Below are 25,268 nucleotides of genomic sequence, written 5' to 3' on the forward strand. Positions count from 1 at the left end.
TATGTCCCAATCGCTACGCATCGCCCTGGCCCAGTTCGATTTCCCGGTGGGTGATGTGACCGGCAATGCCGGCCGCATCATCCAATTGATGCACGAGGCGCGCGATGAGTACGGCGCCGATGTGGTGCTGTTCCCGGAACTGGCCATCAGCGGCTATCCACCGGAAGACCTGCTGCTGCGTCCGGCCTTTCTGCGCGACTGCGAACAGGCCATTGCCCGCATTGCGACCGAGGCAACCGGCGTCGTGGCGGTGGTGGGCTGGCCACAGAGCGCTGGGGCGGTGGTCTACAACGCGGCCAGCGTGCTGCGCAACGGCGAAGTCGCGACCACCTACCGCAAGCGCGAGCTGCCCAACTACGCGGTCTTCGACGAACGGCGTTACTTTGACGTGGACCCCGATCGTGACAACTGCGTGTTCGAGGTCAACGGCGTGCAGGTCGGCCTGGTGATCTGTGAGGACCTGTGGTTCTCCGAGCCGCTGATGGGCACCGTGAAAGCCGGTGCCGAGGTGGTGCTGGTGCCCAACGCCTCGCCCTACGAACGCGGCAAGCACGCCCAGCGCGATGCGCTGTTGGCCGAGCGGTGCAGTGAGAGCAAGGTGGGCATCGCCTACCTGAACACGGTGGGCGGCCAGGACGCGCTGGTGTTCGACGGCGCGTCGGTGGTGGCCGATGGCGATGGTTCCGTGCATCCGGCGGCGGTGGCATTCGCCGAGGAGATGCTGGTTGTCGAGTACAACGTGGAAGCGCGCAGTTTCATGCCGCTGCGCTGGATCGACGACGGCGACGAAAGCATGGACGCGCTGGCCTGGCGTGCGGTGACCCGTGGAATCCAGGACTACTGCAGCAAGAATGGCTTCAGCAAGGTCTGGCTGGGGCTCTCTGGCGGTATCGACTCCGCACTGGTACTGGCACTGGCGGTGGATGCGCTGGGCGCGGACAACGTCACCGCGGTGAGCCTGCCCTCGCGCTACACCGCCGATCTGTCCAATGATCTGGCGGTCGAACAGTGCCGCGCGCTGGGCGTGAAGCTGGAGACGGTGCCGATCGAACCGGCGTTCCAGGGGCTGATGCAGTCGCTGTCGGCGATGTTCGAGGGCCAGGCAGCGGACGTGACCGAGGAGAACCTGCAGTCGCGCAGCCGTGGCGTGATCCTGATGGCGCTTGCCAACAAGTTCGGCGGCCTGTTGCTGACCACCGGCAACAAGAGCGAGTACGCGGTGGGCTACGCCACCATCTATGGCGACATGTGCGGTGGCTATGCGCCGCTGAAGGACCTGTACAAGACCGAGGTCTACGGGTTGTCCAAGTGGCGCAACACCGTAGGCGGTGCGCCTGTGATCCCGCCCGCGGTGATCGCCCGCGCACCGTCGGCCGAGCTGCGTGAGAACCAGACCGATCAGGATTCACTGCCGGCCTACGACGTGCTGGACGGCATCCTGTATCGCTTCATCGACCAGGAACAGTCGCGCGAGGACATTATCGGCGCGGGCTATTCGCCTGAGGTGGTGGACCGGGTGTTGCGACTGGTGCGCATCAGCGAATGGAAGCGGCACCAGGCCGCGCCGGGGCCGAAGGTCTCGCGCCGTGCGTTCGGTCGCGAGCGGCGCTACCCGATCAGCAACGGCTACTGGGGTTGAGGGGTTTCTCTCCTTCTGGTGCGATTGCCGAGCCCCTTTGTCCCTTGCATCAGCGCAAGGACGGGGGGCGCGGAGCGGCGGCGCAGGGGAGGAGTGGGAGGTAGCCCGAAAGCGGGGGCTTGATCCCATCCCGGACCAAGCAGGCGCCCGATCACGCGGGCAAAAGAAAAGGGGCCTTGCGGCCCCTTTTCAGTATCAGTCGTCGAACCGTGCAGCCTTAGTCGCGATTCATGGTCGCATTGCTCTGACCAGTGGCCACGGACTTCTCGCCAGCGAACGGGTTGAGCTTGCGGATCATCCACGGGTACTTCGGCCAGTTGCCGGCCAGCCAAGGGTGCTCGGGCTGGTTCAGCTCCAGCACGCGGCGGGCGTCGTCGGCCAGGGTCTTGTTGCCGATGTGGGTGTAGGCCTCGCCCAGCAGCGCCACGGCGTCGTACTGGAAGGCGCTCTGCGGGTAGGTTTCCAGCAGGTAGTTGGCGCGGCCGGCGGCCGAGACCCAGGCGCCGCGACGGGCGTAGTACAGGGCGTTGTCCAGCTCGTGCTGGGCGAACACGTCGCGCAGCTCGACCATGCGCTGGCGTGCGTCGGCGGCGTAGCGGCTGTTCGGGTAGCGCTCGGTGACGATGTTGAAGTCGGCATAGGCCTGGCGCGGGGTGGCCAGGTCACGACGGCTCGGGTCAAGCGACCACACCCGGCGCAGGAATACCGTGTCGCGGTTGCCGTTGGCCAGGCCGCGCAGGTAGTACAGGTAGGCGATGTTGCGGTGGGTCGGGTAGGTGCGGATGAAGCGGTCGATGCTCGACACCGCGTCATCGTTCTTGCCGGCCTTGTACTGGGCATAGGCGGTTTCGATCATCGCCTGCTCGGTGTATGGGCCGTACGGATACTGCGCAATCAAGCGCTTGAAGCTGCTTTCGGCGCCGGACCAGTTGCCGCCCTCCATCAGCTTGTGGCTCTTTTCAAAGAGCTGTTCGACCGGCGCGCCTTCGTCGGCGTCCTTCTTCTTGTCGCCGCGGTGGCAACCAGTAGCGACGAAAACCAGAACCAGCAGCAGGGCGGTAAGGCGGACGGGCGCGGACAGCAGGGAGCGTCGGATCATGGGTCGGGGCAGGACGCGGCAGGAATACGAAGGGGCGATGATAGCCTAGTGGCCTGTCCTGCGACTGACTGTTGCCGTCAGGACCCCCCAAATCGCCTCTACCCGGTCCAGAAACATGTCCGAGAACACCTCCTCCAGCCAGCGCCAGGCGCTGGTCCCCGATTCGGCCGCAGGCCGCCGCTTCGACGCGGTGCTGGCCGAACTCTTCCCCGAATTCTCCCGCTCACGGCTGACCGAGTGGATCAAATCCGGCGCAGTGCTGCTCGATGGCGAGCCGGCACGTCCGCGTGATCCGGTTCGCGGTGGCGAGCTGGCTACGCTGAATGCGGTGCTGGAAACCGAGGTCAACGCGCTGCCGGAGGACATCCCGCTGTCCATCCTGTACGAGGACGAGCACGTGTTCGTCATCGACAAGCCGGCCGGTCTGGTGGTCCACCCCGGCGCCGGCAATCCCACCGGCACGCTGGTCAATGCGCTGCTGTTCCGTGACCCGGAAATCGCCAAGGTGCCTCGCGCCGGCGTGGTCCACCGCCTGGACAAGGACACCAGCGGCATCATGATGGTGGCCCGTACGGTGCAGGCGCAGACCGCGCTGGTGGAGCAGTTGGCTGCCCGTGAGGTGCACCGCCAGTACCTGGCCGTGGTGGTTGGCGCGCTGGTCTCCGGCGGCAGCGTGGATGCGCCGATCGACCGCCACCCGCGTGACCGCCTGCGCATGGGCGTGCGCGAGGACGGCAAGGACGCGGTGACCCATTACCGCCTGCGTGAGCGCTTCCGCGCGCATACGGCGCTGGAGTGCCGCCTGGAAACTGGTCGTACCCACCAGATCCGCGTGCACATGGCGCATCTGAAGCACGCCATCGTCGGTGACCCGCTGTACGGCGGCGCGCTGAAGCTGCCCAAGGGCGCCAGCGACGAGCTGGTCGCGCAGCTGCGCGGCTTCAAGCGCCAGGCGCTGCATGCCGAAACGCTGGAGTTCCAGCACCCGATCACCGGCGAGACCATCAGCAACACCGCGCCGGTGCCGGCCGACCTGCTGGCACTGATGAAGGCGCTGCGCGAGGACTCCAAGGCGTTTGCCGAGCGCGACCGGGACCGCTGGTAATGGCCGACGCGTTGCCGCTGCTGATGGCCGATTGGCCAGCGCCGCCGGGCGTGCATGCCTTCACCACGCAGCGGCATGGCGCGGGTGGCTCGCTGCCGCCGTTCGATACGTTCAACCTGGGCAACCGGACCGCGGCCGATGGCGATGATCCGGCGCAGGTGCAGCGTAATCGCGACGAACTGATCCGGCTTGCCGGGCTGCCGTCCGCGCCGCACTGGCTGCGTCAGGTGCACGGCACCGGTGTGCTGCGTTTCGAAGCGCCGCCCCGAGGGCAGGGTATCGAGGCCGAGCCGGCTGCCGACGCGGCGGTGACGTCGGTGCCCGGCGTGGTGCTGGCCATCCTCACCGCCGATTGCCTGCCGGCGGTATTCGCCGCGCGCGACGGCAGCGAAGTCGCCGCGGCCCATGCGGGCTGGCGTGGCTTGGCCGACGGCATGCTGGAGGCCACCTTGGCCGCGATGCAGACGCCGGCTGCTGAGGTGGTTGCCTGGCTCGGGCCGGCGGCAGGCCCGGACAATTACGAGGTCGGCAGCGACGTGCGTGATGCCTTCCTGGCCCATTCCGGTGCCGCCGAGCTGGCATTCACGGCGACTCGCCCGGGGCATTGGCGGGTTGATCTGTACGCACTTGCCCGGCAGCGCTTGCAGGCGGCCGGTATGAAGCCGGCTGACATTCATGGTGGTGACCACTGCACCATCGGCGAGGCCGCACGCTGGTTCTCGCACCGGCGGGATCGACGCAGCGGTCGTATCGCAACGCTGGTGTGGATGGCGCCATGACCCGGCCGTTGTTCGAACAGGTGCTTGGCGCCGGGTTCGGGCAACTGCCGCCGCAACTCCGCGCGCTGCATTCGGTGCGAGGGAGGCAGCGCTGGAGTGGGCAGGGTGAAGTCCTGCGTGGCACGCATTGGCTGGTGGCGCCATGCGCGTGGCTGGCGCGCTTGCCGCCTACATCTTCAGTGCCGGTCAGCGTTGAGTTCGTGGTGGATGCGAACGGTGAACAATGGAACCGCCAGTTCGGCCCGGCGCGCATGGCGTCGCGGCTGTGGCAGCGCAATGGGCAGCTGATGGAACGGCTGGGGGCGATGCGCTTCTGCTTTGCACTGGACGTGGTGGAGGGGCAGATCCTGTGGCGGGCACAGCGCGTGTGGGCGTTCGGCATCGTGCCGTTGCCGGCACGCTGGTTTGCCCAGGTGCATTGCCGTGAGCGCGAGCGTAATGGGCGCTACGAGTTTCTGGTGGATGTCGCGATGCCGGTGATCGGGCGGTTGATCCGATATGAGGGTTGGCTGTTGCCGGACGGGAGCAGGTGAAGGGCGAAGAGCTACCCTCACCCCAACCCCTCTCCCGCCGGCGGGAGAGGGGCTAGTTCACTGCGAGTCGATGCATCCGCTCTCTCGCAGGCGGGAAGGCGGCTAGCTCATTGCGAGTCGCCGCATTCCGCTCTCCCACATGCTGGAGAGGGACTGCTTACTTACAAGTCGGCGCATTCAGAGCCTCTCTCCCGTTTAAGGGAGAGGGGTTGGGGTGAGGGCAGGCTCCTGCTCTACACGCCTGCTTCCAACGCCTGCAGGTAATCCCGCCGCCAGCGGTTGATGTCGTGCTCGCGCAGGTGCTCCATCATCACCCGCCAACGTTCGATGCGTTCGGCGCGCGGCATGTTGGCGGCGGTGGCGATGGCGTCGGCCACGCCGTCCAGGTCATGCGGGTTGACCAGCAGGGCCTGCTTCAGTTCGTCGGCTGCACCGGCCAGCAGGGACAGCACCAGCACGCCGGGATTGTCCGAGTCCTGTGAGGCCACATACTCCTTGGCCACCAGGTTCATGCCGTCGCGCAGCGGCGTTACCAGCCCCACCGCTGCCTCGCGATAGAAGCCGGTCAGGGTGCTGTGCGCATAGTTCTGGTTGACGTAACGCAGCGGCGTCCAGTCGGCGTCGGCATGGCCACCGTTGATATGCCCGGCCAGTTGTTCCAGTTCACTGCGCAGCCGGCGGTACTCGTTGACACTGCCGCGCGATACCGGCGCGATCTGCAGGTAGGTCATGCTGCCTTTCTGTCGCGGATAACGGCGCAGATAGTGCTCGAAGCCGTGAAAGCGTTCAGGCAGGCCCTTGGAATAATCCAGCCGGTCCACGCCGATGGCGAGCTTGCGGTTTTCCAGGCTTTGTCGCAGTGCACGCACCGACTTGATGCTGGTCGCGGTGCGGGCCTGTCGCGCGATGTGCTCGGTGTCGATGCCGATCGGAAAGGCCGAGGTACGTACCCGGCGGCCATCGGAGGCCTGGATCCAGTTGGCGTCGATCAGGCGGCCGCCGCCGAACAGGCGCGCATAGGACTGGAAGCGGTCCACGTCGCGGCGGGTCTGGAAGCCCAGCAGGTCGTAGGCATACAGCGTTGAAAACAACGAGCGGTGATCGGGCAGGGCCTGGATCAGGTCCGCCGAAGGCACCGGCACGTGCAGGAAGAAGCCGATGCGACAACCGATGCCACGCTCGCGCAGCAGTGCCGCCAGTGGAATCAGGTGGTAGTCGTGGATCCACACCGTATCGTCTTCGCGCAGCAGCGGCGCTAGCTTGTCGGCGAACAACGCATTGACCCGCCAATAGCCTTCGCGCTTGCGCCGGTCGTAATCCACCAGATCCAGGCGGAAATGCAGCAATGGCCACAAGGCGCGGTTGGAAAAGCCGTTGTAGTACGCATCCAGATCCGGCTTGGAGAGATCCATCGTGACGAAGCGGATGCCGCCCTCGGTCTGTTCGCTCAGTGCGCCGCTGGGCTCCGATACGCTGCGCCCGCTCCAGCCGAACCACATCCCGCCACGCTCCTGCAGCGCTGCAAGCAGTCCCACCGCAAGCCCGCCGGCGCGGTTTTCGCCCGGCTGCGCGACGCGGTTGGAGACCACCACCAGTCGGCTCACGAAGCCTCCTGCCAGTTGCGCGACAGGCGCATCGCCGCCGTGATCAGGCCGACGTGCGAGTAGGTCTGCGGGAAGTTGCCCCATTGTTCGCCATCGCTGAAGGCCAGGTCTTCGGACAGCAGGCCGACATGATTGCGCTGGGCCAGGACGTTCTCGAACATCTCGCGTGCTTCGTCGATGCGGCCGATGGCGGCCAGTGCGTCGATGTACCAGAACGTGCAGATGGTGAAGCTGGTTTCCGGCGTGCCGAAGTCATCCGGTGCGATGTAGCGGAACAGCGCGCCCTCATGCTTGAGATCGCGGCCGATGGCCTGGACCGTGGCGATGTAGCGCGGGTCCATCGCATCGATGAAGCCGATGTCGGCCAGCAGCAACAGGGAGGCGTCGAGGTGATGGCCGTCCCAGGCATCGGTGAAATGGCCACGCACCGGATTCCAGGCGCGCTCCAGCACCCGCTCACGCACGACGTTGGCGCGCTCGCGCCACAGCGTTGCGCGCTCATGCAGGTCCAGCCGGGTGGCGATCTTGGACAGCCGATCGCATGCGGCCCAGCACATCGCCGAGGTGTACGTGTGCACCGACGTACGGCCCCGGAACTCCCACAAACCGGCATCGGGTACGTCGTGCAGGGCATGGGCGCGCTCGCCCAGCAACTCCAGTCGCGCGAAGGTATGCGCATCGCCGGGCGCTTCCAGTCGCTGGTCGAAGAACAACTGGGTGGAGGCAAGCACCACCGAACCGTACACATCGTGCTGCTTCTGCACCCAGGCCAGGTTGCCGCGCCGCACCGGGCCCATGCCGCGATAACCGGCCAGTGATGGTACTTCGTGTTCTTCCAGATGCGTTTCCATGCCAATGCCGTACAGCGGCTGCAGCGTGCCGTCGGTGCTGGCCAGATTGAAGATGTAGCGCAGGAACTCTTCCATCGAGCGGGTCGCGCCGAGGCGATTGAGCGCACGCACGACGAAGGCGGCATCGCGCAGCCAGCAATAGCGGTAGTCCCAGTTGCGGGAGCTGCCCGGTGCCTCCGGGATGGAGGTGGTCATCGCCGCGATGATGGCGCCGCTGTCCTCGTATTGGCACAGCTTCAAGGTGATGGCGCTGCGGATGACCGCTTCCTGCCATTCCAGCGGAACGGAAAGGTAACGAACCCATTCGCGCCAGTAGTCGGTGGTGCGCTGCTGGGCTTCCTGGGCATAGCCGGAGAGCGTGCGTTCGAGGGTTTCATCCACGCCCAGCACCAGCTCCATCGGTTGTGCGAGTACGAACGGCAGTCCATCGCGAACGAAACGCACCGGTACGTCGGTGGTAAGGCGCAGGGTGAAACCGGGCAGCAGCCAACGCAGATGATTGCTGCCCCACGTGCTTTCGGGCTTGCGCGCGCCCCAGTCGGCCAGTGGCCGCACGTGGACGCGGATGCGTGGGCTGCCCGACAGCGGACGGATGCGGCGGATCAGGCTCGGCGGCCGGTAGATGCGCCCGTGGCGTTTCCAGCGTGGCGCGAAATCGATCACTTCCACCGCGCCGCCGTGGCTGTCGTGCAGCACGGTACGTACGATGGCGGTGTTGGCGATGTAGTGCTGTTCGCTGTCGGCGAAGTCTTCCAGCTCGATAATGAAATCGCCGCCTTCCTGCTCGCGCGGGGAGAGCAACGCGCAGAACGCCGGATCACCATCGAAGGCGGGCAGGCAGCTCCAGACGATGCGGGCGCGTTTGTCGATCAGTGCGCCGTAGCTGCCATTGCCGATGACGGCCAGGTCGAGGTTGGCCTGGTGCATGGGTTCTCCTGTTGTCAGGTGGATCGGGCGGCGTTGTGCAGCCACGCATGGACGGCGGCCACATCCGCCAGCGCGTAGCGCGCAAGGCTGTGCGTGCGTGCGCCGACCAGCACGCCGTGGCCACCGAGCTGTGCGGCGATGCCAAAGCCGTGTTCGTCGGTGAGGTCATCGCCGATGAATACCGGGCGGCGGCCAGCGAACGGCGGTGCTTCCATCAACGCCAGCAGGGCCTTGCCCTTGTCGTGGTCGGCGGCGATGAATTCGATGACGTGGTTGCCGGGTTGCACGCGTACGCCGGGCAGGTGCGGCAGTTGCGCGCGGGCGAAGGCGATGACTGCCGAAGCGGCGTCGGGCGCATTGCGCCAATGCAGCGCCAGCGCCTGGCCCTTGTTTTCCACCAGCATGCCGGGGTGGCGCTGGGCGAGGTTTTCCGCTTGCCGGTGCAATGCATGCAGCCAGTGCGCGGTGGCTGAGACGGGCGGGTCAGCGTTGGCTGTGTGCCGCAGTTGCGCGCCATGCAGGCCGGCAGCCGGTAGTCGCACCGGTGAGAACAGCGCATCGAGTTGGGAAATGCTGCGGCCGCTGACCAAGGCCAACGCGCCTTTCAGGCGCAGCGATAGCAGGGCTAGCAGATGCGGTAGGTCGTCGGCTGGAATCACCTTGTCCGGGTGGTCGGCAAAAGCGACCAAGGTGCCGTCGACATCGAGAAACAACGCATCGTTGTCTGCCAGCGCCGGGGGAGGCGAACGCTGTAGTTCTTCGAGCATGCGGCCACTATGACGCAGGGGATGTTAGGGGGAGGTGTGCGGTGGTTGTGCTTTGGAGTGGCTCTCACTCTGAACCCCTTGAAAAGCAGCGCTCACCCTCATTTCCCAGAAGAGTTGCGCTCACCCCACCCCCTCTCCCGCACGCGGGAGAGGGGGTGGGGTGAGGGGAGTCTTGAAGTTTTTCTCGTCAGCGTTGCGCATTCAAAGAAACGCTGAAAACAACAAGCCGGCCATGTGGCCGGCTTGTCATCAACAACCGCTGCAATCGCGCATCACTTGGTCACGGTGAACTCGATGCGGCGGTTCTGCGCCTTGCCTTCCTCGGTGTCGTTGCTGGCACGCGGCTTGTCCTGACCGTAGCCCTTGCTGCTGAGCGTGCCGGCAGCTACGCCCAGTTCGCTCAGCTTGGCCACCACCGCATCGGCACGCTGCTGGCTCAAGGTCACGTTGGCGGCGGCATCGCCGGTATTGTCGGTGTGGCCGCCGACCTCGATCCTGGTACCAGCCGGTGCCTGCTTGATCGCATTGGCGGCACTGGTCAGCGTTTCGGCGCTGTCGCGGGTGATGGTGGCCGACCCGGTGTCGAAGTAGATGTTCATCAGGTTCAGTGCCTTGACCAGGTCATCGCCGCTGAAGCCGGCCTTGAGCCCTGCCAATGCCGCTGCTGCCCGATCCCACAGGCCGCTGATCTCGAAGCCGCCGAACAGGCCACGCAGTTTGTCGCTGAGGGCGAAACGCTCGGCTTCGGTCAGCTTGCTGGTGTCGATGCTGAGCTTGTTGCCGTCGAAGCCGAACTTCAGGCCGTTGGCCTTCAGGTCGGGCAGGGCGGTGATCAGCTTGTCCAGCCAGCCAGCGGGAAGGGTTGCCCGGTCGACAGTGATGTCGCCGGACAAATTGCCTTCGCCGAAGTTGGCTTTCAACGCATCCCAAAGACGGGTCTTGTCTGCTTCGCTGGGGACCTGGCCGCTGACCGTGACCTTGCCGTCCACGTTCTCGAAACCGAAGCGGGGTTCAGCCTGTGCGACGGGCGTTGCAGGCTGCATGGTGGTGGCCGGTTCGACCGGAGCCGGTGCCACGGCTTCTTCCTTCTTGCAGTTGCGGAACAACGCAAGGATGGCCAGCAGCACCAATAGTGGAATCAGCCATTTCCACCAGCCACCGCCGCTCTTGGCCACGGGCTTGTTGGGCGTGGTGCCAAACCAGTTGTTGTAGTCGGCCGGAAGCGATGTGGGGATGGTGCCGCCGCGGGTGAGTTGGCCCACGATCTTGGGCAACAGCCAGGCGCCGGCCATGTTGACCGCTGCGGCCGGAATGCCGAGCTTGGTGGCAATGCCACTGGCGATGTTCTGGCCGAAACCGGCGCTGAACTGGTCCGGCTGCAATACGTTGTCGCCGGGGGTGGTGCCGATCCAGGACGAGAAAAGCCCGTCCAGTCCGGCATCGGTGAAGCGTTTCTGCAGGCCGGCAAAGCCGCCGTTGGCAGGGTTGAAGATGGCATCGACAAGCAGGCGCACAAGCTGTCCTGCGTTGTCGCCGAGATGGAAGCGGTTTGCCGCTTCCCGGATCAGCAACTGGAACATATACGTCTCCAAACGGGGGGTTGGACCGGGCTTGTGTGATGCCGGTAGACGTAAGGGAAGCGATGGGCCGTTAAATCGGCATGAATGGGATTTAAACGCGATCGTCACCTGGGGTTTTTCGGGTTTTGGCGCCTTGCCGAGCTCCAATGAAGCTTCCCCTCACCCCAACCCCTCTCCCGCAGGCGGGAGAGGGGCTTCAAGCAGCAAGCCGAGCAGCACTGCGCCCCTCTACCGTGCACCAGGGAGGGGCTGATGCAACTACAAGCCGACGCCGTGCTGGCCCCTCTCCCGCCTGCGGGAGAGGGGTTGGGGTGAGGGCAGCTTCCCGCAAGTTATCGATCAGAACTCAGAACACGTAACGCACGCGCCCGTACCAGTACGCGCCGTTGCTGCCGACCGGCGAGAGCACGTCGTAGGGCAGGTTGCCGAAGTAGTAGATGTCTTCGTTCGACTTGTCCGGGTAGTTGTCGGTCAGGTTCTGCCCGCCGATGGCCACGCTCCATTGCGGGGTGATGCGGTATTCCACTTCCGCATCCAGCTGCCATTCCGCGCCGTATGTCTGCGTCGGCACGTAACCGCCGCCGAAATCGAACACGCGCGTGACCGAGCCGTAACGGCTGACCCGGCTGCTCAGCGACCAATCGTCATTGGCCCAGCTGGCGGCCAACTGCGCGCGGGTACGCGGTGCGGCGTCGGTGAGCGTGTTGCTCTCCTCGACACCGAACAGCACGTAGTCCGGGTCCAGTGCCAGCAGCTGCGACGGCGTGGCCACCACGTTCTTCAGTTCGGTCTTGGTGTAGCTCCAGGTACCGGTCAACAGCAGGTCGCCATTGCCGAGCGACTGCCGCCAGTTGGCGACGAACTCGGCGCCCCGGCTGCGGGTGTCGGCTGCGTTGACGAAGTAGTTGGCGCTCTCGATGCCACCCACGCCGAACCGCTGCTGCACGAAATCGGTCAGTGCATCACCGCTGATGCTCTCCGACAGTGCGATGCGGTCGTCGATATCGATCTGGAACAGGTCCAGCGACATGTCGAAATGGTTGCCGATCTGGCTGGTGAAACCGAGGCTGATGTTGGTCGATTTTTCCGGTTTCAGCTCGGTGGCGCCCAGCGCACGCGCGATGGGGTTGTTCACCGACAGCAGGCGGCCCTGCACCAGCTGGCCGCCGGCGGTGTAGCCGGTGGAAGTGGATTCGTAGCCGATCTGGCTCAACGACGGCGCGCGGAAGTTGTTGGAGATCGAACCGCGCAGCGCGAACGCCGGCACGAACGCATAACGCGCGCCGAGCTTGCCGGTCAGTTCACCGCCGAAATCCTGGTAGTGCTCGTAACGCGCGGCGATGTCGGTGGAGAATTTCTCGCCGAAGGTGGAGGACAGGCTGGTGTAGGCGCTGATGACATCGCGCGACAGGTCCGCTTCGTCCTGCGGGGTCAGGCCGCCGCCGGCCTGGGAGCCGGTCGGGCGGTCGGTGTACGGGCCGGCCGCGTAGCTGGCCGGGTCGCCGGCGCCGGTTTCGTAACTTTCGTGGCGGCCTTCCACGCCAAAGCCCAGGCTGTGGCTGTCGTTCTCGCGCACGAAGATGCGGCCAAGATCGAAATTGGCGGTGGTCTGCTCGAAACTGAAATCGCCGGTCTTGAAACGGGTGGGGCTGCTCGGGCCGAGCGAGGCGTTGAGCGAATCGCGCAGGCGGTAGGTGAACTCGTTGCGACCGTGGTCCAGGCTGGCGTCGTAGTTCCACTCGCCCCACTGGCCGCGTGCGCCGCCGACCAGTTGCACGTCGAGGTTTTCGCCTTCGGACACCGGCCGGTAGCCATTGGGGTACAGCTCCCGCCAGTTGGCTTCGCCATCCGGATAGCGGAAGTAATTGGCGCCTTCGGTATCGCGCTGGTTGTAGGTGCCGAATGCGTAGGCCTTGGAGGTTTCGCCAAACGGAATTTCGGCGTTGAACCAGGCGTTGAGGTCCTTGCTGGCACCATCGCCAAGCGCGTAGTTGCGCTTGCCGGCCAGGGCCAGGTTGTCCGGCGTCTGCGCTTCCCACGGCGGGATCTGATCAAAGCCGGCCCGGTTGGTGGCTTCGCGGTTCTTGTATTCCAGGCCGACGCGCAGGAAGCCACCGTCGTCGGTCAGGGCGGTGCCGACCTTGGCGCTGACGTAGCTGCTCTGGCCGTCGGTGAGGGTGCGGTTGATCGGCTCCAGATCGGTGTGGTGCGCGCCGAAGCTCGCCTCGATGGCGCCGCCTTCCGGGGCGTCGTCGAGGATCACGTTGATCACGCCGGCCACCGCGTCCGAACCGTACAGCGCGCCGGCGCCGTCACGCAGCACTTCGATGCGCTTGATCGCGCTGACCGGGATGGCATTGAAATCCACCGGCGTGGTGCCCTTGCCGATCTTGCTGTCGGTATTGACCAGCGCGGTGTTGTGGCGGCGCTTGCCGTTGATCAGCACCAGCACCTGGTCCGGTGACAGGCCGCGCAGCTGTGCGGCACGCACGTGGTCGGCGCCGCCGGAGTTGGACTGGCGCGGGAAGTTGAACGACGGCAGCAGCGCCTGCAATGCGCTGCCCAGCTCGCCGTTGACCACGCCGGCCTTGCGGATGTCCTCGGCGGTGAGTACGTCCACCGGCGAGGTGGATTCGAGCACGGTGCGGTCAACGGCGCGGGTGCCGGTGACGATCACCGTGTCCAGCGTGGTGGCGCTGCCAGGCGCGGCATCCTGGGCAAAAGCAGGGGAAGACAGCACCAGCGCGATGGCCAGGCCGAGCGGGGCCGAGGTGGGGCGGGACATGCGAACTCCGGAAAAACGTGGGGAAGGACGAAATGCGTACATCCATCCGGATGAAGCGATATATTATCTTCGCGTTAACGCATGGCCGCTTGCAAGCGCCATCGGCAATCTGCTCATGAGCAGACGCGATATCCCCAGCGGTGCAATGGATGCCACCGTATTTCCTGTTTCCGGAGGTTTTCCATGAAGTTGCATGCCGTTTTCCTACCCTTGCTGCTGTGTTTTGCCGGCAGCGTCATTGCCGCGCCGCCGGTGGAAAAACCCACCGCCTCGCTGCACGGCGATGCCCAGCGCCCCGCCGAAGCCGGTGGCTGGGTGCGCAGTGAGCTGTATTTCGGGGTGGGCGAGGAGGGCGGTGCCTCCGCGCGTGCGCAGACGGATGTGATCAGCGAGGCGCAATGGCGGGCCTTCCTGGACAAGGAAGTGACGCCGCGCTTCCCGGACGGCCTGACCGTGTTCGACGCCTATGGCCAGTGGCTGTTCCGCGGCGCTGCCGAGCCCAACCGCCTGCGCACCAAGGTGCTGGTGGTGCTGCATGAAGACAGCCCGCAGCGGCGCAACGACATCGAGGCGATCCGCCTGGCCTGGAAGCAGGCCACCAGGCACCAGTCGGTGCTGTGGTCGCGGCAGGCGGTGGAGGTTTCGTTCTGATAGCGGCTTCGGCAGCCGTGTTTCTGGCGCATAGTTCGCCTTCCGCTTCTGCTGTACTTCACCCCTTGCCCTCACCCCAACCCCTCTTCCGCTTACGGCAGCGGGGCTCAAGCTGACTCCCCCATGTCCACATCGCAGCATTCCTCCCGCCGCTGGTTCGTCCCCGGCGATCTCAATGGCTTCTTCGGCCTGGTGGTCGACAACCTGTCGATCCTCGGCTTCATCGCGATGGCGTTGACGGTCATCTTCCAGTTCCCGGCCGAGGTGGTATTCGGGCGGATGTTCCCCGGTACCGCCTTTGGCGTGCTGGTGGGCAACCTGATGTACACGTGGATGGCGCGACGACTGGCCACGCGCACTGGCCGTGATGACGTCACCGCGATGCCGCTGGGCCTGGATGCGCCCACCAGCATCGGCATGGCGCTGCTGGTGCTGGGGCCGGCCTTTGTTGGCTTCAAGCAGCAGGGACTGGACCCGCACGCGGCGGCGATGGCCACCTGGCAGTTGGGCATGGCCTCGCTGGTGGTGATGGGCCTGCTCAAGCTGGTGCTGTCCTTTGCCGGTGATGCGGTATCGCGGCATGTGCCGCGAGCGGCCTTGCTGGGTTCCATTGGTGGCGCCGCACTGATGCTGCTGGGGTTTCTGCCCTTGATCGAAAGCCTGCGCCAGCCGCTGGTCGGCCTGGTCACGCTGGGCGTGCTGCTGTACGTGCTGGTGGCGCGCGGCGTGGTGCCGTTGCGCCTGCCGGGCGTGCTGTTCGCGTTGCTGGTGGGTGTGGCGCTGTACTACGGGCTGGGTTCGGCCGGCGTGTTGACCGGCTTCCAGTGGCCGCCGGCGATTTCGTTCGCACTGGCGCTGCCGCTGCCGTCGCTGGGCTTCGTCGACGGCCTGCCGTTGACCGTGCCGTATCTGTCGCTGCTGCTGCCGTTCGGCCTGCTGATGGTGGTCGGTGGCATCAACGTGGCCGAGAGCGCGCGTGCGGCCGGTGACGATTACCGCACCCGCGATGTGCTGCTGGTCGAAGCCATTGCAACGCTGGTGGCCGGCGTCTGCGGCGGCGTGGCGCAGACCACGCCTTACATCGGCCAGCCGGCGTACAAGCGCCTGGGTGCACGTACCGGTTACACGCTGCTGACCGGCCTGTTCATCGGTATCGGCGGCATGCTGGGCGTGGTGGCCGGACTGGTGCAATGGCTGCCGGTGGCGGTGCTGGCGCCGATCATCGTGTTTGTCGGGCTGGACATCACCGTGCAGGCGTTCCAGCAGACCAAGCGCGAACACGCCATCGCCGTGGCATTGGCGTTCCTGCCGGCGGTGGCCTACCTGATCAACATTAAGTTCGGCACCTGGGTCACGCCGGACGCGGCGGCGGCAATGTATGCGGCAGTGGATGGCCACGGCTTGTCGGACGTGGCCACGCTGCAACTGCTGGGCAACGGTTTCATCATCACCGCGATGTTGTGGGCCGCGGCACTGGTGGCCCTGATCGAGCGCCGCCCGGGCGTTGCGGTGCTGCTGTTGCTGGTTGGCGGGGTGCTCAGCGCATTTGGTGTGATCCATTCCACCGATCCGCGCGGCGGCATCTATCTGCCGTGGCAGCTGGAAGGCCTGCGCCAGCAGATCACCCTGCAGGTGACTGCTGCATACGCGGTGCTGGCAACGGTCATCGGACTGATGTCGCTGCAGAAGCAGCGGTGAGGGCTGCGAGGGCCGGGAGGGAATCCCGGTCCTCGAATGACCGGTGATGCCGGGCCCTGCTCGGCAGGGGCGTTGCCGGAAACGTCTCCAGCGCAGCATGGCTGCGTTCCATAGCGTGAATGGGCAGGCGCGCTGCCCTTGAATCACGCCGTCGCAACCGCATCTGATCCAGTATCGCCAGCAATGTTGGCACTTCATACTGAGGAAGAAGACCCATGCGGATGGATAAGCTCACCTCCAACTTCCAGAAGGCGCTGTCCGACGCGCAGTCTCTGGCCGTTGGCCGCGACAACAACATCATCGAACCGGTGCATGTGCTCAGCGCATTGCTCGACCAGCCCGGCGGCAGCAGCCGTCCGTTGCTGGCGCAGGCCGGCGTCAACGTGCCGGTGCTGCGCGAGCGCCTGGCCGAATCACTGGATGCACTGCCCAAGGTTTCCGGCCAGGCCGGCAACCTGTCGATGGGCAATGACCTGAGCCGCCTGCTCAACAACACCGACAAGCTGGCCCAGCAGCACAACGATCAGTTCATCGCCAGCGAGTGGTTCCTGCTGGCAGCGGTGGATGACGGTGGCGCGGCCGGCATGGCGCTGCGTGCAGCCGGTGCCGACAAGAAAAAGATCGAAGCCGCCATCGACAAGCTGCGCGGCGGCGAAACCGTGCAGAGCGAAAACGCCGAGGAGCAGCGCCAGGCGCTGGAGAAGTACACCATCGACCTGACCGCGCGTGCCGAAAGCGGCAAGCTTGATCCGGTGATCGGCCGCGACGAGGAAATCCGCCGCACCATCCAGGTGTTGCAGCGTCGCACCAAGAACAACCCGGTGCTGATCGGCGAGCCCGGCGTGGGCAAGACCGCCATTGTCGAGGGCCTGGCCCAGCGCATCATCAACGACGAAGTGCCCGAAGGCCTGCGTGGCAAGCGCGTGCTCTCGCTGGACATGGGCGCGTTGATTGCCGGTGCCAAGTTCCGTGGCGAGTTCGAGGAGCGGCTGAAGGCCGTGCTCAGTGATCTGTCCAAGAACGAAGGCCAGATCATCCTGTTCATCGACGAACTGCACACCATGGTCGGCGCCGGCAAGGCCGATGGCGCGATGGATGCGGGCAACATGCTCAAGCCGGCGTTGGCGCGCGGCGAGCTGCATTGCATCGGCGCCACCACGCTGGACGAATACCGCCAATACATCGAAAAGGATGCCGCGCTGGAACGTCGTTTCCAGAAGGTGTTCGTGGGCGAGCCGACGGTGGAAGACACCATCGCGATCCTGCGTGGCCTGAAGGAACGCTACGCGGTGCATCACGGTGTGGAGATCACCGACCCGGCGGTCGTTGCCGCCGCGACGCTGTCCAACCGCTACATCACCGACCGCCAGCTGCCGGACAAGGCCATCGACCTGATGGACGAGGCCGCTTCGCGCATCCGCATGGAAATCGATTCCAAGCCGGAGGAACTGGATCGTCTGGAACGCCGTTTGATCCAGCTCAAGATCCAGCGCGAGATGTTGAAGAAGGAGAAGGACGAGGCCTCGCGCAAGCGTCTGGCTGACCTGGAAACCGATATCGACACGCTGGAGCGCGAGTTCTCCGACCTCAACGAAATCTGGAAGTCGGAAAAGGCCGCGTTGCAGGGCGCTACCAAGATCAAGGAGCAGGTGGAGAAGGCCAAGCTCGACCTGGAGGCCGCACAGCGCCGGCAGGATTTCGCCAAGATGAGCGAGATCCAGTACGGCGTGCTGCCCAACCTGGAGAAGCAGTTGCAGGCCGCGCAGGAAATGGAGCACAAGGACTTCCGGTTGGTGCAGGACCGGGTGACCGACGAGGAAATCGCCGAGGTCGTCTCGCGCTGGACCGGCATTCCGGTCAGCAAGATGCTGGAAGGCGAGCGCGACAAGCTGCTGCGCATGGAAGACATGCTGCACAACCGCGTTGTCGGCCAGGAAGAGGCGATCCGCGTGGTGTCCGATGCGGTGCGTCGTTCGCGTGCGGGGCTGTCCGATCCGAACCGTCCCAGTGGCTCGTTCCTGTTCCTCGGCCCGACCGGCGTGGGCAAGACCGAGCTGACCAAGGCCTTGGCGGACTTCCTGTTCGATTCGCCCGACGCGATGGTGCGCATCGACATGAGTGAGTTCATGGAGAAGCACAGCGTGTCGCGCCTGATCGGTGCGCCCCCGGGCTACGTGGGCTACGAGGAAGGTGGCTACCTTACCGAAGCGGTGCGCCGCCGCCCGTACAGCGTGATCCTGCTGGACGAGGTGGAGAAGGCGCATCCGGATGTGTTCAACATCCTGCTGCAGGTGCTGGACGATGGCCGCCTGACCGACGGTCAGGGCCGCACCGTGGACTTCCGCAACACCGTCATCGTGATGACCTCGAACCTGGGCTCGCACCAGATCCAGGACATGAGCGGTGACGACAGCCCGGAGGCGTACACGCAGATGAAGGCGGCGGTGATGGGCGTGGTGCAGGCGCACTTCCGTCCGGAGTTCATCAATCGCCTGGACGACATCGTCGTGTTCCATCCGCTGGACAAGCAGCAGATCAAGCAGATCGCGCGCATCCAGATGCGTGGCCTGGAGAAGCGGCTGGGCGAGCGTGGATTGGCACTGGATGTGTCCGACTCGGCGTTCGATGTGTTGAGCAACGTCGGCTTCGACCCGGTCTATGGCGCGCGCCCGTTGAAGCGTGCGATCCAGGCGCAGCTGGAGAACCCGTTGGCGCAGAAGATCCTGTCCGGCGAGTTCGTCAGCGGCGACACGATCAAGGTGGAAGCCGGTGGTGGCGGGCATCTGCAGTTTGGCAAAGGCTGAAAGCTAAAAGCTAAGTACTGAAAACCGCCCTCACCCCAACCCCTCTCCCGTACACGGGAGAGGGGCTTTTTTTGTGACTTACAGATGGCTCTCCTGCATGCAGAGGAGGGGCCTTTACAAGCAATCCGGCAGATGGCTCCCCTCTCCCGCGTGCGGGAGAGGGGTAGGGGTGAGGGCGCTGTTGAGTTTTTGAACCAACAGGCATCAGCTCATTCCAACGGCTCACAAGTAACCACTGCAACCGTTCCCGGCAACGCACATGCATTGGGCTAAGGTCAGCGATTCTTTACTTCGCGTGAGCCTCCCGATGACCAACCCGCAGTGGAAGCCTGAAACCATCGCCGTGCACGGCGGCTATTCGCCCGATCCCACCACGCGCGCGGTGGCGGTGCCGATCTATCAGACCGTTGCCTACGCCTTCGACGACACCCAGCACGGTGCCGATCTGTTCGACCTGAAGGTGCAGGGCAACATCTACACGCGCATCATGAACCCGACCACCGATGTGCTGGAAAAGCGCATCGCCGCGCTGGAAGGTGGCATCGGCGCACTGGCGCTTGCCTCCGGGCAGGCCGCCATCACCTATGCCATCCAGACCATCGCCGAGGCCGGCGACAACATTCTGGCCTCCAGCGCGCTGTATGGCGGCACCTACAACCTGTTCGCGCATACCTTGCCGCAGTTCGGCATCCAGACCCGCTTCGCCGACTACCGCGATCCGCAGGCCTTCGCCGCCTTGATCGACGAACGCACCAAGGCGGTGTTCGTCGAGTCGATCGGCAACCCGCGCGGCAACATCACCGACGTCGAAGCCATCGCCAAGATCGCGCATGCGCACGGCGTGCCGGTGATCGTCGACAACACCGTGGCCACGCCGTATCTGCAGCGCTCGTTCGATTTCGGCGCCGACATCGTCGTGCATTCGCTGACCAAGTACCTGGGCGGTCATGGCACCAGCCTGGGCGGCGCGATCGTGGATTCGGGCCGTTTCCCCTGGGCCGAGCACAAAGACCGCTTTCCGCGTCTCAACACTCCGGACGTGAGTTATCACGGTGTGGTCTATACCGAGGCATTGGGGCCGGCGGCGTTCATCGGCCGTGCGCGCGTGGTGCCGTTGCGCAACATGGGCGCGGCGATTTCGCCGTTCAACGCGTTCCAGATCCTGCAGGGCATCGAGACGCTGGCACTGCGCATGGATCGCATCAACAGCAACACGCTGGCGGTGGCGCATTACCTGCAGAGGCACGCCAAGGTCGCGTGGGTGAATTACGCCGCACTGCCGGATCATCCCGAGCATGCGCTGGTGCAGAAGTACCTGCGTGGCCATGGCTCGGGCGTGCTGACGTTCGGCCTGCCGGGTGGGCGTGAGGCCGGTGCGCGGTTCCTGGATGCATTGCAGCTGTTCACACGGCTGGTGAATCTGGGCGATGCGAAATCGCTGGCCACGCATCCGGCCTCCACCACGCATCGGCAGCTGGACGAGGTGGAATTGGAGAAGGCCGGCGTGACGTTGGACACGGTGCGGCTGTCGGTCGGCATCGAGCATATCGATGACTTGTTGGCCGATCTGGAGCAGGCGCTGGCGGAAGCTTGAGTTTGGGTTTGCTTGTTAGAGGCTTCCCCTCACCCCAACCCCTCTCCCGCAAGCGGGAGAGGGGCTAGTGAACCACGGGTGCAAGCAATACGAGCCCCTCTCCCGTTTACGGGAGAGGGGTTGGGGTGAGGGCAGCTTCCAGCGCATTGCCCTCGCCCAGCAGCACAACTCACCAAGCAACCGTAAACCGCTCGCCAACATGCTTCGGCGCTTCCAGCTCATCAACCACCGCCAACGCCAGATCAGCCACGCTGATGGTGCCAGGGCCATCGCCGGTGTTCAGCGGCGTGTCGCCGCCGACACGGTACTTCCCGGTGCGCTCGCTCGGGCCACCCGCATGGAAGGCAACTGGCGGGCTGAGCTGGGTCCAGTCCAGCGTGGATTCCTGCTTCAGTTCGGTCAGGCCATCGCGTGCGGCGCTGGCGCCTGGGTAGATCGCGGCCGGGAACTGCGGCGAATCCACCAGTTGGGTGCCATCCGGCGCATACAGGCTGCCGGCGCCACCGATCACGATGTAACGCTTCACGCCCGCTGCCTTGGTACCGGCAACAATCGCGCGGGTGCCGCTCATGAAGTCCTGGTAGATGTTCGGGTTGGCCCAGCCGGGGTTGAACGCGCTGATCACCGCGTCATGGCCGGTGACCGCGGCCTGCACCTGGGCCGTGTCCTGCACGTCGGCCCTGATCACATGGAGGTTCGGGCGGGCGGCCAGCTTGTCCGGGTTGCGGACCAGCGCGGTGACGTCGTGGCCACGGGCCAGCAGTTCTTCCAGTAGGGCATTGCCGACGAAACCGGTGGCGCCAATCAGTGCGACTTTCATGGGGGTTCCTGAGGTTGGTTGGGACTGGTGACAGGGTCCGCTGCCGCGAGTGAAGGCGGCAGTCGCTCAAACCCACAATCACCTTGAAGCCATGCTTCACAATGGCCGCAAAGGAGGTGGCCGATGGACAGCTTCAAACGCATGGCCCTGTTTGCTCAGGTGGTGCAGCACGGTTCGTTGAGTGCGGCGGCGCGCGCACTGGGCATGAGTACTTCGGCGGTCAGCCAGCAACTGCGTGCGCTGGAGCGCGATGCTGGCGTACCGCTGCTGCATCGCTCGACCCGCCGTCTGGCCCTGACCGACGTGGGCAGCCGCTACTACGCGGCCTGTGCGCGCCTGCTGGATGCCGCCGGCGAGGCGCAGGCCGAACTGTCCGCCGCGCGTGAAGCCCCCAGCGGCGAGCTGCGTCTGTCGGCACCGTTGGGCATGGCCGATCACATCGGCCCGGCACTGGGCGCCTGGCTCAGCGAGCACCCGCAGCTGCGCGTGCATCTGTATTTCGAGGATGGCTGGACCGACCTGTTGCAGGCCCGTATCGACGTGGCACTGCGTTTCGGCCAGCTGCCTGACAGCGACTGGATGGCGCAGCGAATCGGCAGCCTGCAACGCTGGCCGTGCGCGGCGCCCGCGTGGTTGCAGGCGCACGGGGTTCCCGATGATCCGCTGCAGGTGCCCGCCGGCGAATGGCTGGGCCTGCCGCAGGTGCCGGGGCTGGTGTGGCGTCACTCGGTGTCGGGCGAGGAGCGGCGGGTGCCGGCGCATCCGCGCATCGTCAGCCAGAACCAGCCAGCAGTACGGCAGCTATGCGTGTCCGGCCTCGGTGTGGCGGTGCTGACCTGTCTGGACGTGGCCCCGCTGCTGGACAGTGGCGCGCTGCTGCGGCTGCTGCCCGGCTGGGAAGTGCCGGCCTTGCCGGTCTGGGCGGTGACGCCGCACCGGCAAAGCCAGCCGGCCAAGGTGAAGCAGGCGATTGCCTTGTTGCAGGCGCATCTGGCGCGCATGCCCGGTGGCAGCGGGGAAACGCTCGAACCTGCGCAAGATCGGAAACGCGGCCGTTAGTCGATCGCGCTGCAATGCATGCACGGCCCCTCGGAGAGCACCCATGAAAGCCAACGCCGCGCACCTGCCAAAACTTGATCGCGTTATCGCCTGCCTGCAACAGGCCGTTGCCAGCGGAGGAGCGCTGCCGGATCTGGACGCGCTGGCCGCTGTGGCGCACTACTCGCCGTATCACTTCCATCGCGTGTATCGGGCCATGACCGGCGAAACCGTCGGCCGCACCGTGCAGCGGCTGCGCCTGCTCAAGGCGTTGCAGCGGTTGCGCGAAAGCGATGCCAGCATTACCGAAATCGCCCTGCTGGCTGGCTACGACACGCCGCAGGCGCTGGCGCGGGTGATGCGCGAAACGCTGGATGCCAGCCCCACCGAACTGCGGGCCGACCCGATGTTGCTGGCGCGCCATGTGGAACGGCTTTCGCGTCCGAGCGCTGCGCCGATGCAGGCGGAGGCACCGTTGAGCGTGGAGGTCATCACGCTGGAGCCGTTCGAAGTGGTGGCACTGCGCGCACAAGGTGCCTTTGACGACCTGGATGGCAGCTTTGGCGAGCTGTTTGGCTGGGCTGCGGAGCAGGGCCTGATCGAGCAGGTGCGGCAGTTGGTCGGCATCCCGCTCGGCGATCACCGCGAACTGCCCGCCGAGGAATTGTTGTTTGATTGCGCGCTGCTGGTGGCAGCAGAACTACCGGAACTGCCGCAGCCGCTGCATCGCCTGCAACTGGCAGGTGGTCAGGTGGCACGTCTGCGGCATGTGGGCAGCTACGCGCTGCTGGAAGACGCAACCGACCGGTTGTTGGCCGAATGGTTGCCGGCCAGCGGCCATGCCCTGCGTGATGCGCCGCTGCATTACCACTTCCTGGACGACCCCGAAGAAGTCCCCGAAGCCATCCTGCGCGCCGACATCTACCTGCCGCTGGCGGCCAGTTCGGCTGGCTGACCTGCCAACACCGCCGGCCGCAGGCATGTAGGAGCGGCGTCAGCCGCGAAGCTGATGTCGCCACCCGCAGCAGCGAACATCTGCAATTGCAGGCACGTGCGCTTGCCGTCGCACTTCCAGCTTCGCGGCTGACGCCGTTCCTGCAGCCGCAGGCTTGCGGGTCGGTCACCCACCCGCCGACCAAACGCCGCTGGTCGCCGGGGCGGCATCAGCTTCGCGACCAAGGTCGCTCCTACAGCGAAGGACGCTGGGTCGTCGCCGGTGCGCCGATCAAACGCCGCTGGCCGCCGGGGGCTGCACCGCGCCGGGGCGCAGGCTGCGGTAGGGCGGGGTGGCCATGATCATCTCGGCCAGCGAATAGGCCAGCTCGCGCTCGGCCATCACCGTGCCATCGGCGCCGTGTTCGAGCAGGTGCTTCACTTCGGCATCGCTGTGCGCGCGCGCCAGCAGGGTCAGATCTGGGTTGATGGCGCGCAGCTTGGCCAGCGCCTCACCCGACTCCAGCGGCTGCGGGATCGCCAGCACTGCGATCTTGGCCCGCTCCGGGTGGGCTTCGGCCAGCACCTTGTCGGCGGCGGCGCTGCCACGGATGCCGGGAATGCCGGCTGCGTGCGCGCGCTCCACGTGCTCGCGGTTGTCGTCGATCACCAGCACCGGTACGCCGCGGTCGCGCAGCACCTGCGCCAGCTCGCTGCCGACGCGGCCGTAGCCGACCACGATGGCGTGGTCGTGCAGGTCCAGCGACGGACCGGGCGGGATGTCGGGTTCTTCCGGCTCCGGAAGGGTTTCCTTGTGGCGCGCCTGCCAGCGGTCGAGCAGGCCGAACACCAGCGGGTTGAGCATGATCGACACCAGTGCGCCGGCCAGCACCAGCGACTGGCCTTCCGGCGGCAGGATCTTCAGCGCAACGCCGAGGCCGGCGATGATGAAGGCGAACTCACCGATCTGCGCCAGCGAGGCGGAGATGGTCAGCGCTGTGCCCTTGCTGTGGCCGAAGGCACGCACGATGAAGAACGCGGCGGCCGACTTGCCGAACATGATGATCAGCACGGTGGCCAGCACCTGCCACGGGTGCTCGACGATGATCGCCGGGTTGAACAGCATGCCCACCGAAACGAAGAACAGCACCGCGAACGCGTCACGCAGCGGCAGCGAGTCGTGTGCGGCCTTGTGGCTGAGTTCGGACTCGTTGAGCATCATGCCGGCGAAGAACGCGCCCAGCGCGAACGACACGCCGAACAGCGCCGCCGCACCGAACGCGACGCCCAGCGCGATGGCCAGCACGCACAGGGTGAACAGTTCGCGCGAGCCGGTGCCGGCGACTTTCTCCAGCACCCACGGGATCACCCGGCGCCCGACCACCAGCATCACCGCCACGAACAGGCCCAGCTGTACGAAGGTCCAGCCGATCGAGGCGAGCAGGCCGGTCACGGACGGGCTCTTGCCGGAGGCGTCCGGGCCGAACACTTCGGCGATCACCGGCATCATCACCAGTGCCAGCACACAGGCCAGGTCCTCGACGATCAGCCAGCCCACCGCGATCTTGCCGCGCGTGGTTTCCAGCAGGCGGCGTTCTTCCATGGCCCGCAGCAACACCACGGTGGACGCGGTGGCCAGCGAGAAGCCGAAGATCACGCCATGCAGCGTCGGCCAGCCCATCAGCGCGGCAACGCCCCAGCCGAGCAGGGTGGCCACCACGATCTGGCCGATCGCACCGGGAATGGCGATTGCCTTGACCGCCATCAGGTCCTTCAGCGAGAAGTGCAGGCCGACGCCGAACATCAGCAACATCACGCCGATTTCAGCCAGCTGGTTGGCCAGCGCCTGGTCGGCCACGAAGCCGGGAGTGAACGGGCCCACGACAACGCCTGCGACCAGATAGCCCACCAGCGGCGACAGCCGCAGTTTGTTGGCCAGGGCACCGAGCACGAAGGCCAGGCCCAGGCCGATGGCGAGCATGTTGATCAGGGCGGTGTCATGGTGCATCGAGGCTCGCTTGGTGATTCGGGGGCAGCTCCCGATTCTAAAGGTGCACCGGT

The 25,268-nt window shown here is 65.7% G+C and carries 18 protein-coding genes; 10 read left to right on the top strand and 8 right to left on the bottom strand.

What is annotated here, in order from left to right; genetic code table 11:
• Window position 1 precedes the first annotated feature (1 nt).
• Window positions 2-1,639 carry an NAD+ synthase gene (locus tag LR961_RS05230; RefSeq protein ID WP_232147364.1) on the top strand — a complete coding sequence of 546 codons (1,638 nt, stop codon included), beginning with the start codon at window positions 2-4 and terminating at the stop codon, window positions 1,637-1,639.
• A 217-nt stretch (window positions 1,640-1,856) separates the two neighbouring features.
• Here LR961_RS05230 and LR961_RS05235 read toward each other — a convergent pair whose 3' ends face one another.
• The gene (locus tag LR961_RS05235; protein WP_232147365.1) at window positions 1,857-2,738 is read right to left on the bottom strand and encodes an outer membrane protein assembly factor BamD; all 882 of its coding nucleotides are present in this window, start codon (window positions 2,736-2,738) and stop codon (window positions 1,857-1,859) included.
• 115 nt (window positions 2,739-2,853) lie between these two features.
• On the opposite strand from LR961_RS05235, the gene rluD reads away from it, so the two are divergent.
• From rluD to LR961_RS05250, 3 genes are read left to right on the top strand one after another with little or no spacing between them, the layout of a single operon-like run.
• Window positions 2,854-3,843, top strand: coding sequence for a 23S rRNA pseudouridine(1911/1915/1917) synthase RluD (rluD, locus tag LR961_RS05240; protein WP_232147366.1), 990 nt, complete (start codon window positions 2,854-2,856; stop codon window positions 3,841-3,843).
• On the top strand, window positions 3,843-4,622 hold the full coding sequence (gene pgeF / locus LR961_RS05245; protein WP_232147367.1) for a peptidoglycan editing factor PgeF: 780 nt from the start codon (window positions 3,843-3,845) through the stop codon (window positions 4,620-4,622). The genes rluD and pgeF overlap by 1 nt, the downstream gene beginning before the upstream one ends.
• On the top strand, window positions 4,619-5,155 hold the full coding sequence (locus LR961_RS05250; RefSeq protein WP_232147368.1) for a DUF4166 domain-containing protein: 537 nt from the start codon (window positions 4,619-4,621) through the stop codon (window positions 5,153-5,155). The genes pgeF and LR961_RS05250 overlap by 4 nt, the downstream gene beginning before the upstream one ends.
• Before the next feature lie 233 nt (window positions 5,156-5,388).
• Here LR961_RS05250 and otsA read toward each other — a convergent pair whose 3' ends face one another.
• From otsA to LR961_RS05275, 5 genes are all read right to left on the bottom strand, one after another.
• The gene (gene otsA / locus LR961_RS05255; protein ID WP_232147369.1) at window positions 5,389-6,759 is read right to left on the bottom strand and encodes an alpha,alpha-trehalose-phosphate synthase (UDP-forming); all 1,371 of its coding nucleotides are present in this window, start codon (window positions 6,757-6,759) and stop codon (window positions 5,389-5,391) included.
• Complete coding sequence (locus LR961_RS05260) at window positions 6,756-8,537, bottom strand: glycoside hydrolase family 15 protein (protein ID WP_232147370.1); 1,782 nt, start codon at window positions 8,535-8,537, stop codon at window positions 6,756-6,758. The genes otsA and LR961_RS05260 overlap by 4 nt, the downstream gene beginning before the upstream one ends.
• Before the next feature lie 14 nt (window positions 8,538-8,551).
• Window positions 8,552-9,304, bottom strand: a complete 753-nt coding sequence (gene otsB / locus LR961_RS05265; protein ID WP_232147371.1) for a trehalose-phosphatase — start codon at window positions 9,302-9,304, stop codon at window positions 8,552-8,554.
• A 272-nt stretch (window positions 9,305-9,576) separates the two neighbouring features.
• Complete coding sequence (locus tag LR961_RS05270) at window positions 9,577-10,884, bottom strand: OmpA family protein (protein WP_232147372.1); 1,308 nt, start codon at window positions 10,882-10,884, stop codon at window positions 9,577-9,579.
• 346 nt (window positions 10,885-11,230) lie between these two features.
• Window positions 11,231-13,669 (bottom strand): TonB-dependent receptor, encoded by a 2,439-nt coding sequence (locus LR961_RS05275; protein WP_232147373.1) that lies wholly within the window; start codon window positions 13,667-13,669, stop codon window positions 11,231-11,233.
• Window positions 13,670-13,852: 183 nt separating this feature from the next.
• On the opposite strand from LR961_RS05275, the gene LR961_RS05280 reads away from it, so the two are divergent.
• The 4 genes from LR961_RS05280 (at window position 13,853) to LR961_RS05295 (ending at window position 20,416) form a co-directional block, all read left to right on the top strand.
• Window positions 13,853-14,320 (top strand): DUF3574 domain-containing protein, encoded by a 468-nt coding sequence (locus tag LR961_RS05280; RefSeq protein WP_232147374.1) that lies wholly within the window; start codon window positions 13,853-13,855, stop codon window positions 14,318-14,320.
• Window positions 14,321-14,443: 123 nt separating this feature from the next.
• Complete coding sequence (locus LR961_RS05285; protein WP_232147375.1) at window positions 14,444-16,018, top strand: hypothetical protein; 1,575 nt, start codon at window positions 14,444-14,446, stop codon at window positions 16,016-16,018.
• 215 nt (window positions 16,019-16,233) lie between these two features.
• Window positions 16,234-18,822, top strand: coding sequence for an ATP-dependent chaperone ClpB (gene clpB, locus LR961_RS05290; protein WP_232147376.1), 2,589 nt, complete (start codon window positions 16,234-16,236; stop codon window positions 18,820-18,822).
• 307 nt (window positions 18,823-19,129) lie between these two features.
• Window positions 19,130-20,416 (top strand): aminotransferase class I/II-fold pyridoxal phosphate-dependent enzyme, encoded by a 1,287-nt coding sequence (locus tag LR961_RS05295; protein ID WP_232147377.1) that lies wholly within the window; start codon window positions 19,130-19,132, stop codon window positions 20,414-20,416.
• A gap of 169 nt (window positions 20,417-20,585) precedes the next feature.
• On the opposite strand, the gene LR961_RS05300 is transcribed toward LR961_RS05295, so the two are convergent.
• Complete coding sequence (locus tag LR961_RS05300; protein WP_232147378.1) at window positions 20,586-21,236, bottom strand: NAD(P)-dependent oxidoreductase; 651 nt, start codon at window positions 21,234-21,236, stop codon at window positions 20,586-20,588.
• A gap of 123 nt (window positions 21,237-21,359) precedes the next feature.
• Between LR961_RS05300 and LR961_RS05305 the strand changes: the two genes are divergently transcribed.
• Window positions 21,360-22,295, top strand: a complete 936-nt coding sequence (locus LR961_RS05305) for a LysR family transcriptional regulator (RefSeq protein ID WP_232147379.1) — start codon at window positions 21,360-21,362, stop codon at window positions 22,293-22,295.
• A gap of 43 nt (window positions 22,296-22,338) precedes the next feature.
• Entirely contained in the window at window positions 22,339-23,229 is an 891-nt protein-coding gene (locus LR961_RS05310; RefSeq protein WP_232147380.1) for a GyrI-like domain-containing protein, read from the top strand.
• A gap of 270 nt (window positions 23,230-23,499) precedes the next feature.
• Here LR961_RS05310 and ybaL read toward each other — a convergent pair whose 3' ends face one another.
• Window positions 23,500-25,215: a YbaL family putative K(+) efflux transporter gene (gene ybaL / locus LR961_RS05315; RefSeq protein WP_232147381.1), complete on the bottom strand. Its 1,716-nt coding sequence runs from the start codon at window positions 25,213-25,215 to the stop codon at window positions 23,500-23,502.
• Between the last annotated feature and the right edge of the window lie 53 nt (window positions 25,216-25,268).

Source organism: Stenotrophomonas sp. SY1 (assembly GCF_021202945.1).
In the GTDB taxonomy this organism is placed as follows: domain Bacteria; phylum Pseudomonadota; class Gammaproteobacteria; order Xanthomonadales; family Xanthomonadaceae; genus Stenotrophomonas.

What these genes read in the sequence shown, in the direction of transcription:
- LR961_RS05230 (WP_232147364.1), top strand. Translation starts at nt 2, where the DNA reads ATGTCCCAATCGCTACGCATCGCCCTGGCCCAGTTCGATTTCCCGGTG.
- LR961_RS05235 (WP_232147365.1), bottom strand. Translation starts at nt 2,738, where the DNA reads ATGATCCGACGCTCCCTGCTGTCCGCGCCCGTCCGCCTTACCGCCCTG.
- rluD (WP_232147366.1), top strand. Translation starts at nt 2,854, where the DNA reads ATGTCCGAGAACACCTCCTCCAGCCAGCGCCAGGCGCTGGTCCCCGAT.
- pgeF (WP_232147367.1), top strand. Translation starts at nt 3,843, where the DNA reads ATGGCCGACGCGTTGCCGCTGCTGATGGCCGATTGGCCAGCGCCGCCG.
- LR961_RS05250 (WP_232147368.1), top strand. Translation starts at nt 4,619, where the DNA reads ATGACCCGGCCGTTGTTCGAACAGGTGCTTGGCGCCGGGTTCGGGCAA.
- LR961_RS05260 (WP_232147370.1), bottom strand. Translation starts at nt 8,537, where the DNA reads ATGCACCAGGCCAACCTCGACCTGGCCGTCATCGGCAATGGCAGCTAC.
- otsB (WP_232147371.1), bottom strand. Translation starts at nt 9,304, where the DNA reads ATGCTCGAAGAACTACAGCGTTCGCCTCCCCCGGCGCTGGCAGACAAC.
- LR961_RS05270 (WP_232147372.1), bottom strand. Translation starts at nt 10,884, where the DNA reads ATGTTCCAGTTGCTGATCCGGGAAGCGGCAAACCGCTTCCATCTCGGC.
- LR961_RS05275 (WP_232147373.1), bottom strand. Translation starts at nt 13,669, where the DNA reads ATGTCCCGCCCCACCTCGGCCCCGCTCGGCCTGGCCATCGCGCTGGTG.
- LR961_RS05280 (WP_232147374.1), top strand. Translation starts at nt 13,853, where the DNA reads ATGAAGTTGCATGCCGTTTTCCTACCCTTGCTGCTGTGTTTTGCCGGC.
- LR961_RS05285 (WP_232147375.1), top strand. Translation starts at nt 14,444, where the DNA reads ATGTCCACATCGCAGCATTCCTCCCGCCGCTGGTTCGTCCCCGGCGAT.
- clpB (WP_232147376.1), top strand. Translation starts at nt 16,234, where the DNA reads ATGCGGATGGATAAGCTCACCTCCAACTTCCAGAAGGCGCTGTCCGAC.
- LR961_RS05295 (WP_232147377.1), top strand. Translation starts at nt 19,130, where the DNA reads ATGACCAACCCGCAGTGGAAGCCTGAAACCATCGCCGTGCACGGCGGC.
- LR961_RS05300 (WP_232147378.1), bottom strand. Translation starts at nt 21,236, where the DNA reads ATGAAAGTCGCACTGATTGGCGCCACCGGTTTCGTCGGCAATGCCCTA.
- LR961_RS05305 (WP_232147379.1), top strand. Translation starts at nt 21,360, where the DNA reads ATGGACAGCTTCAAACGCATGGCCCTGTTTGCTCAGGTGGTGCAGCAC.
- LR961_RS05310 (WP_232147380.1), top strand. Translation starts at nt 22,339, where the DNA reads ATGAAAGCCAACGCCGCGCACCTGCCAAAACTTGATCGCGTTATCGCC.
- ybaL (WP_232147381.1), bottom strand. Translation starts at nt 25,215, where the DNA reads ATGCACCATGACACCGCCCTGATCAACATGCTCGCCATCGGCCTGGGC.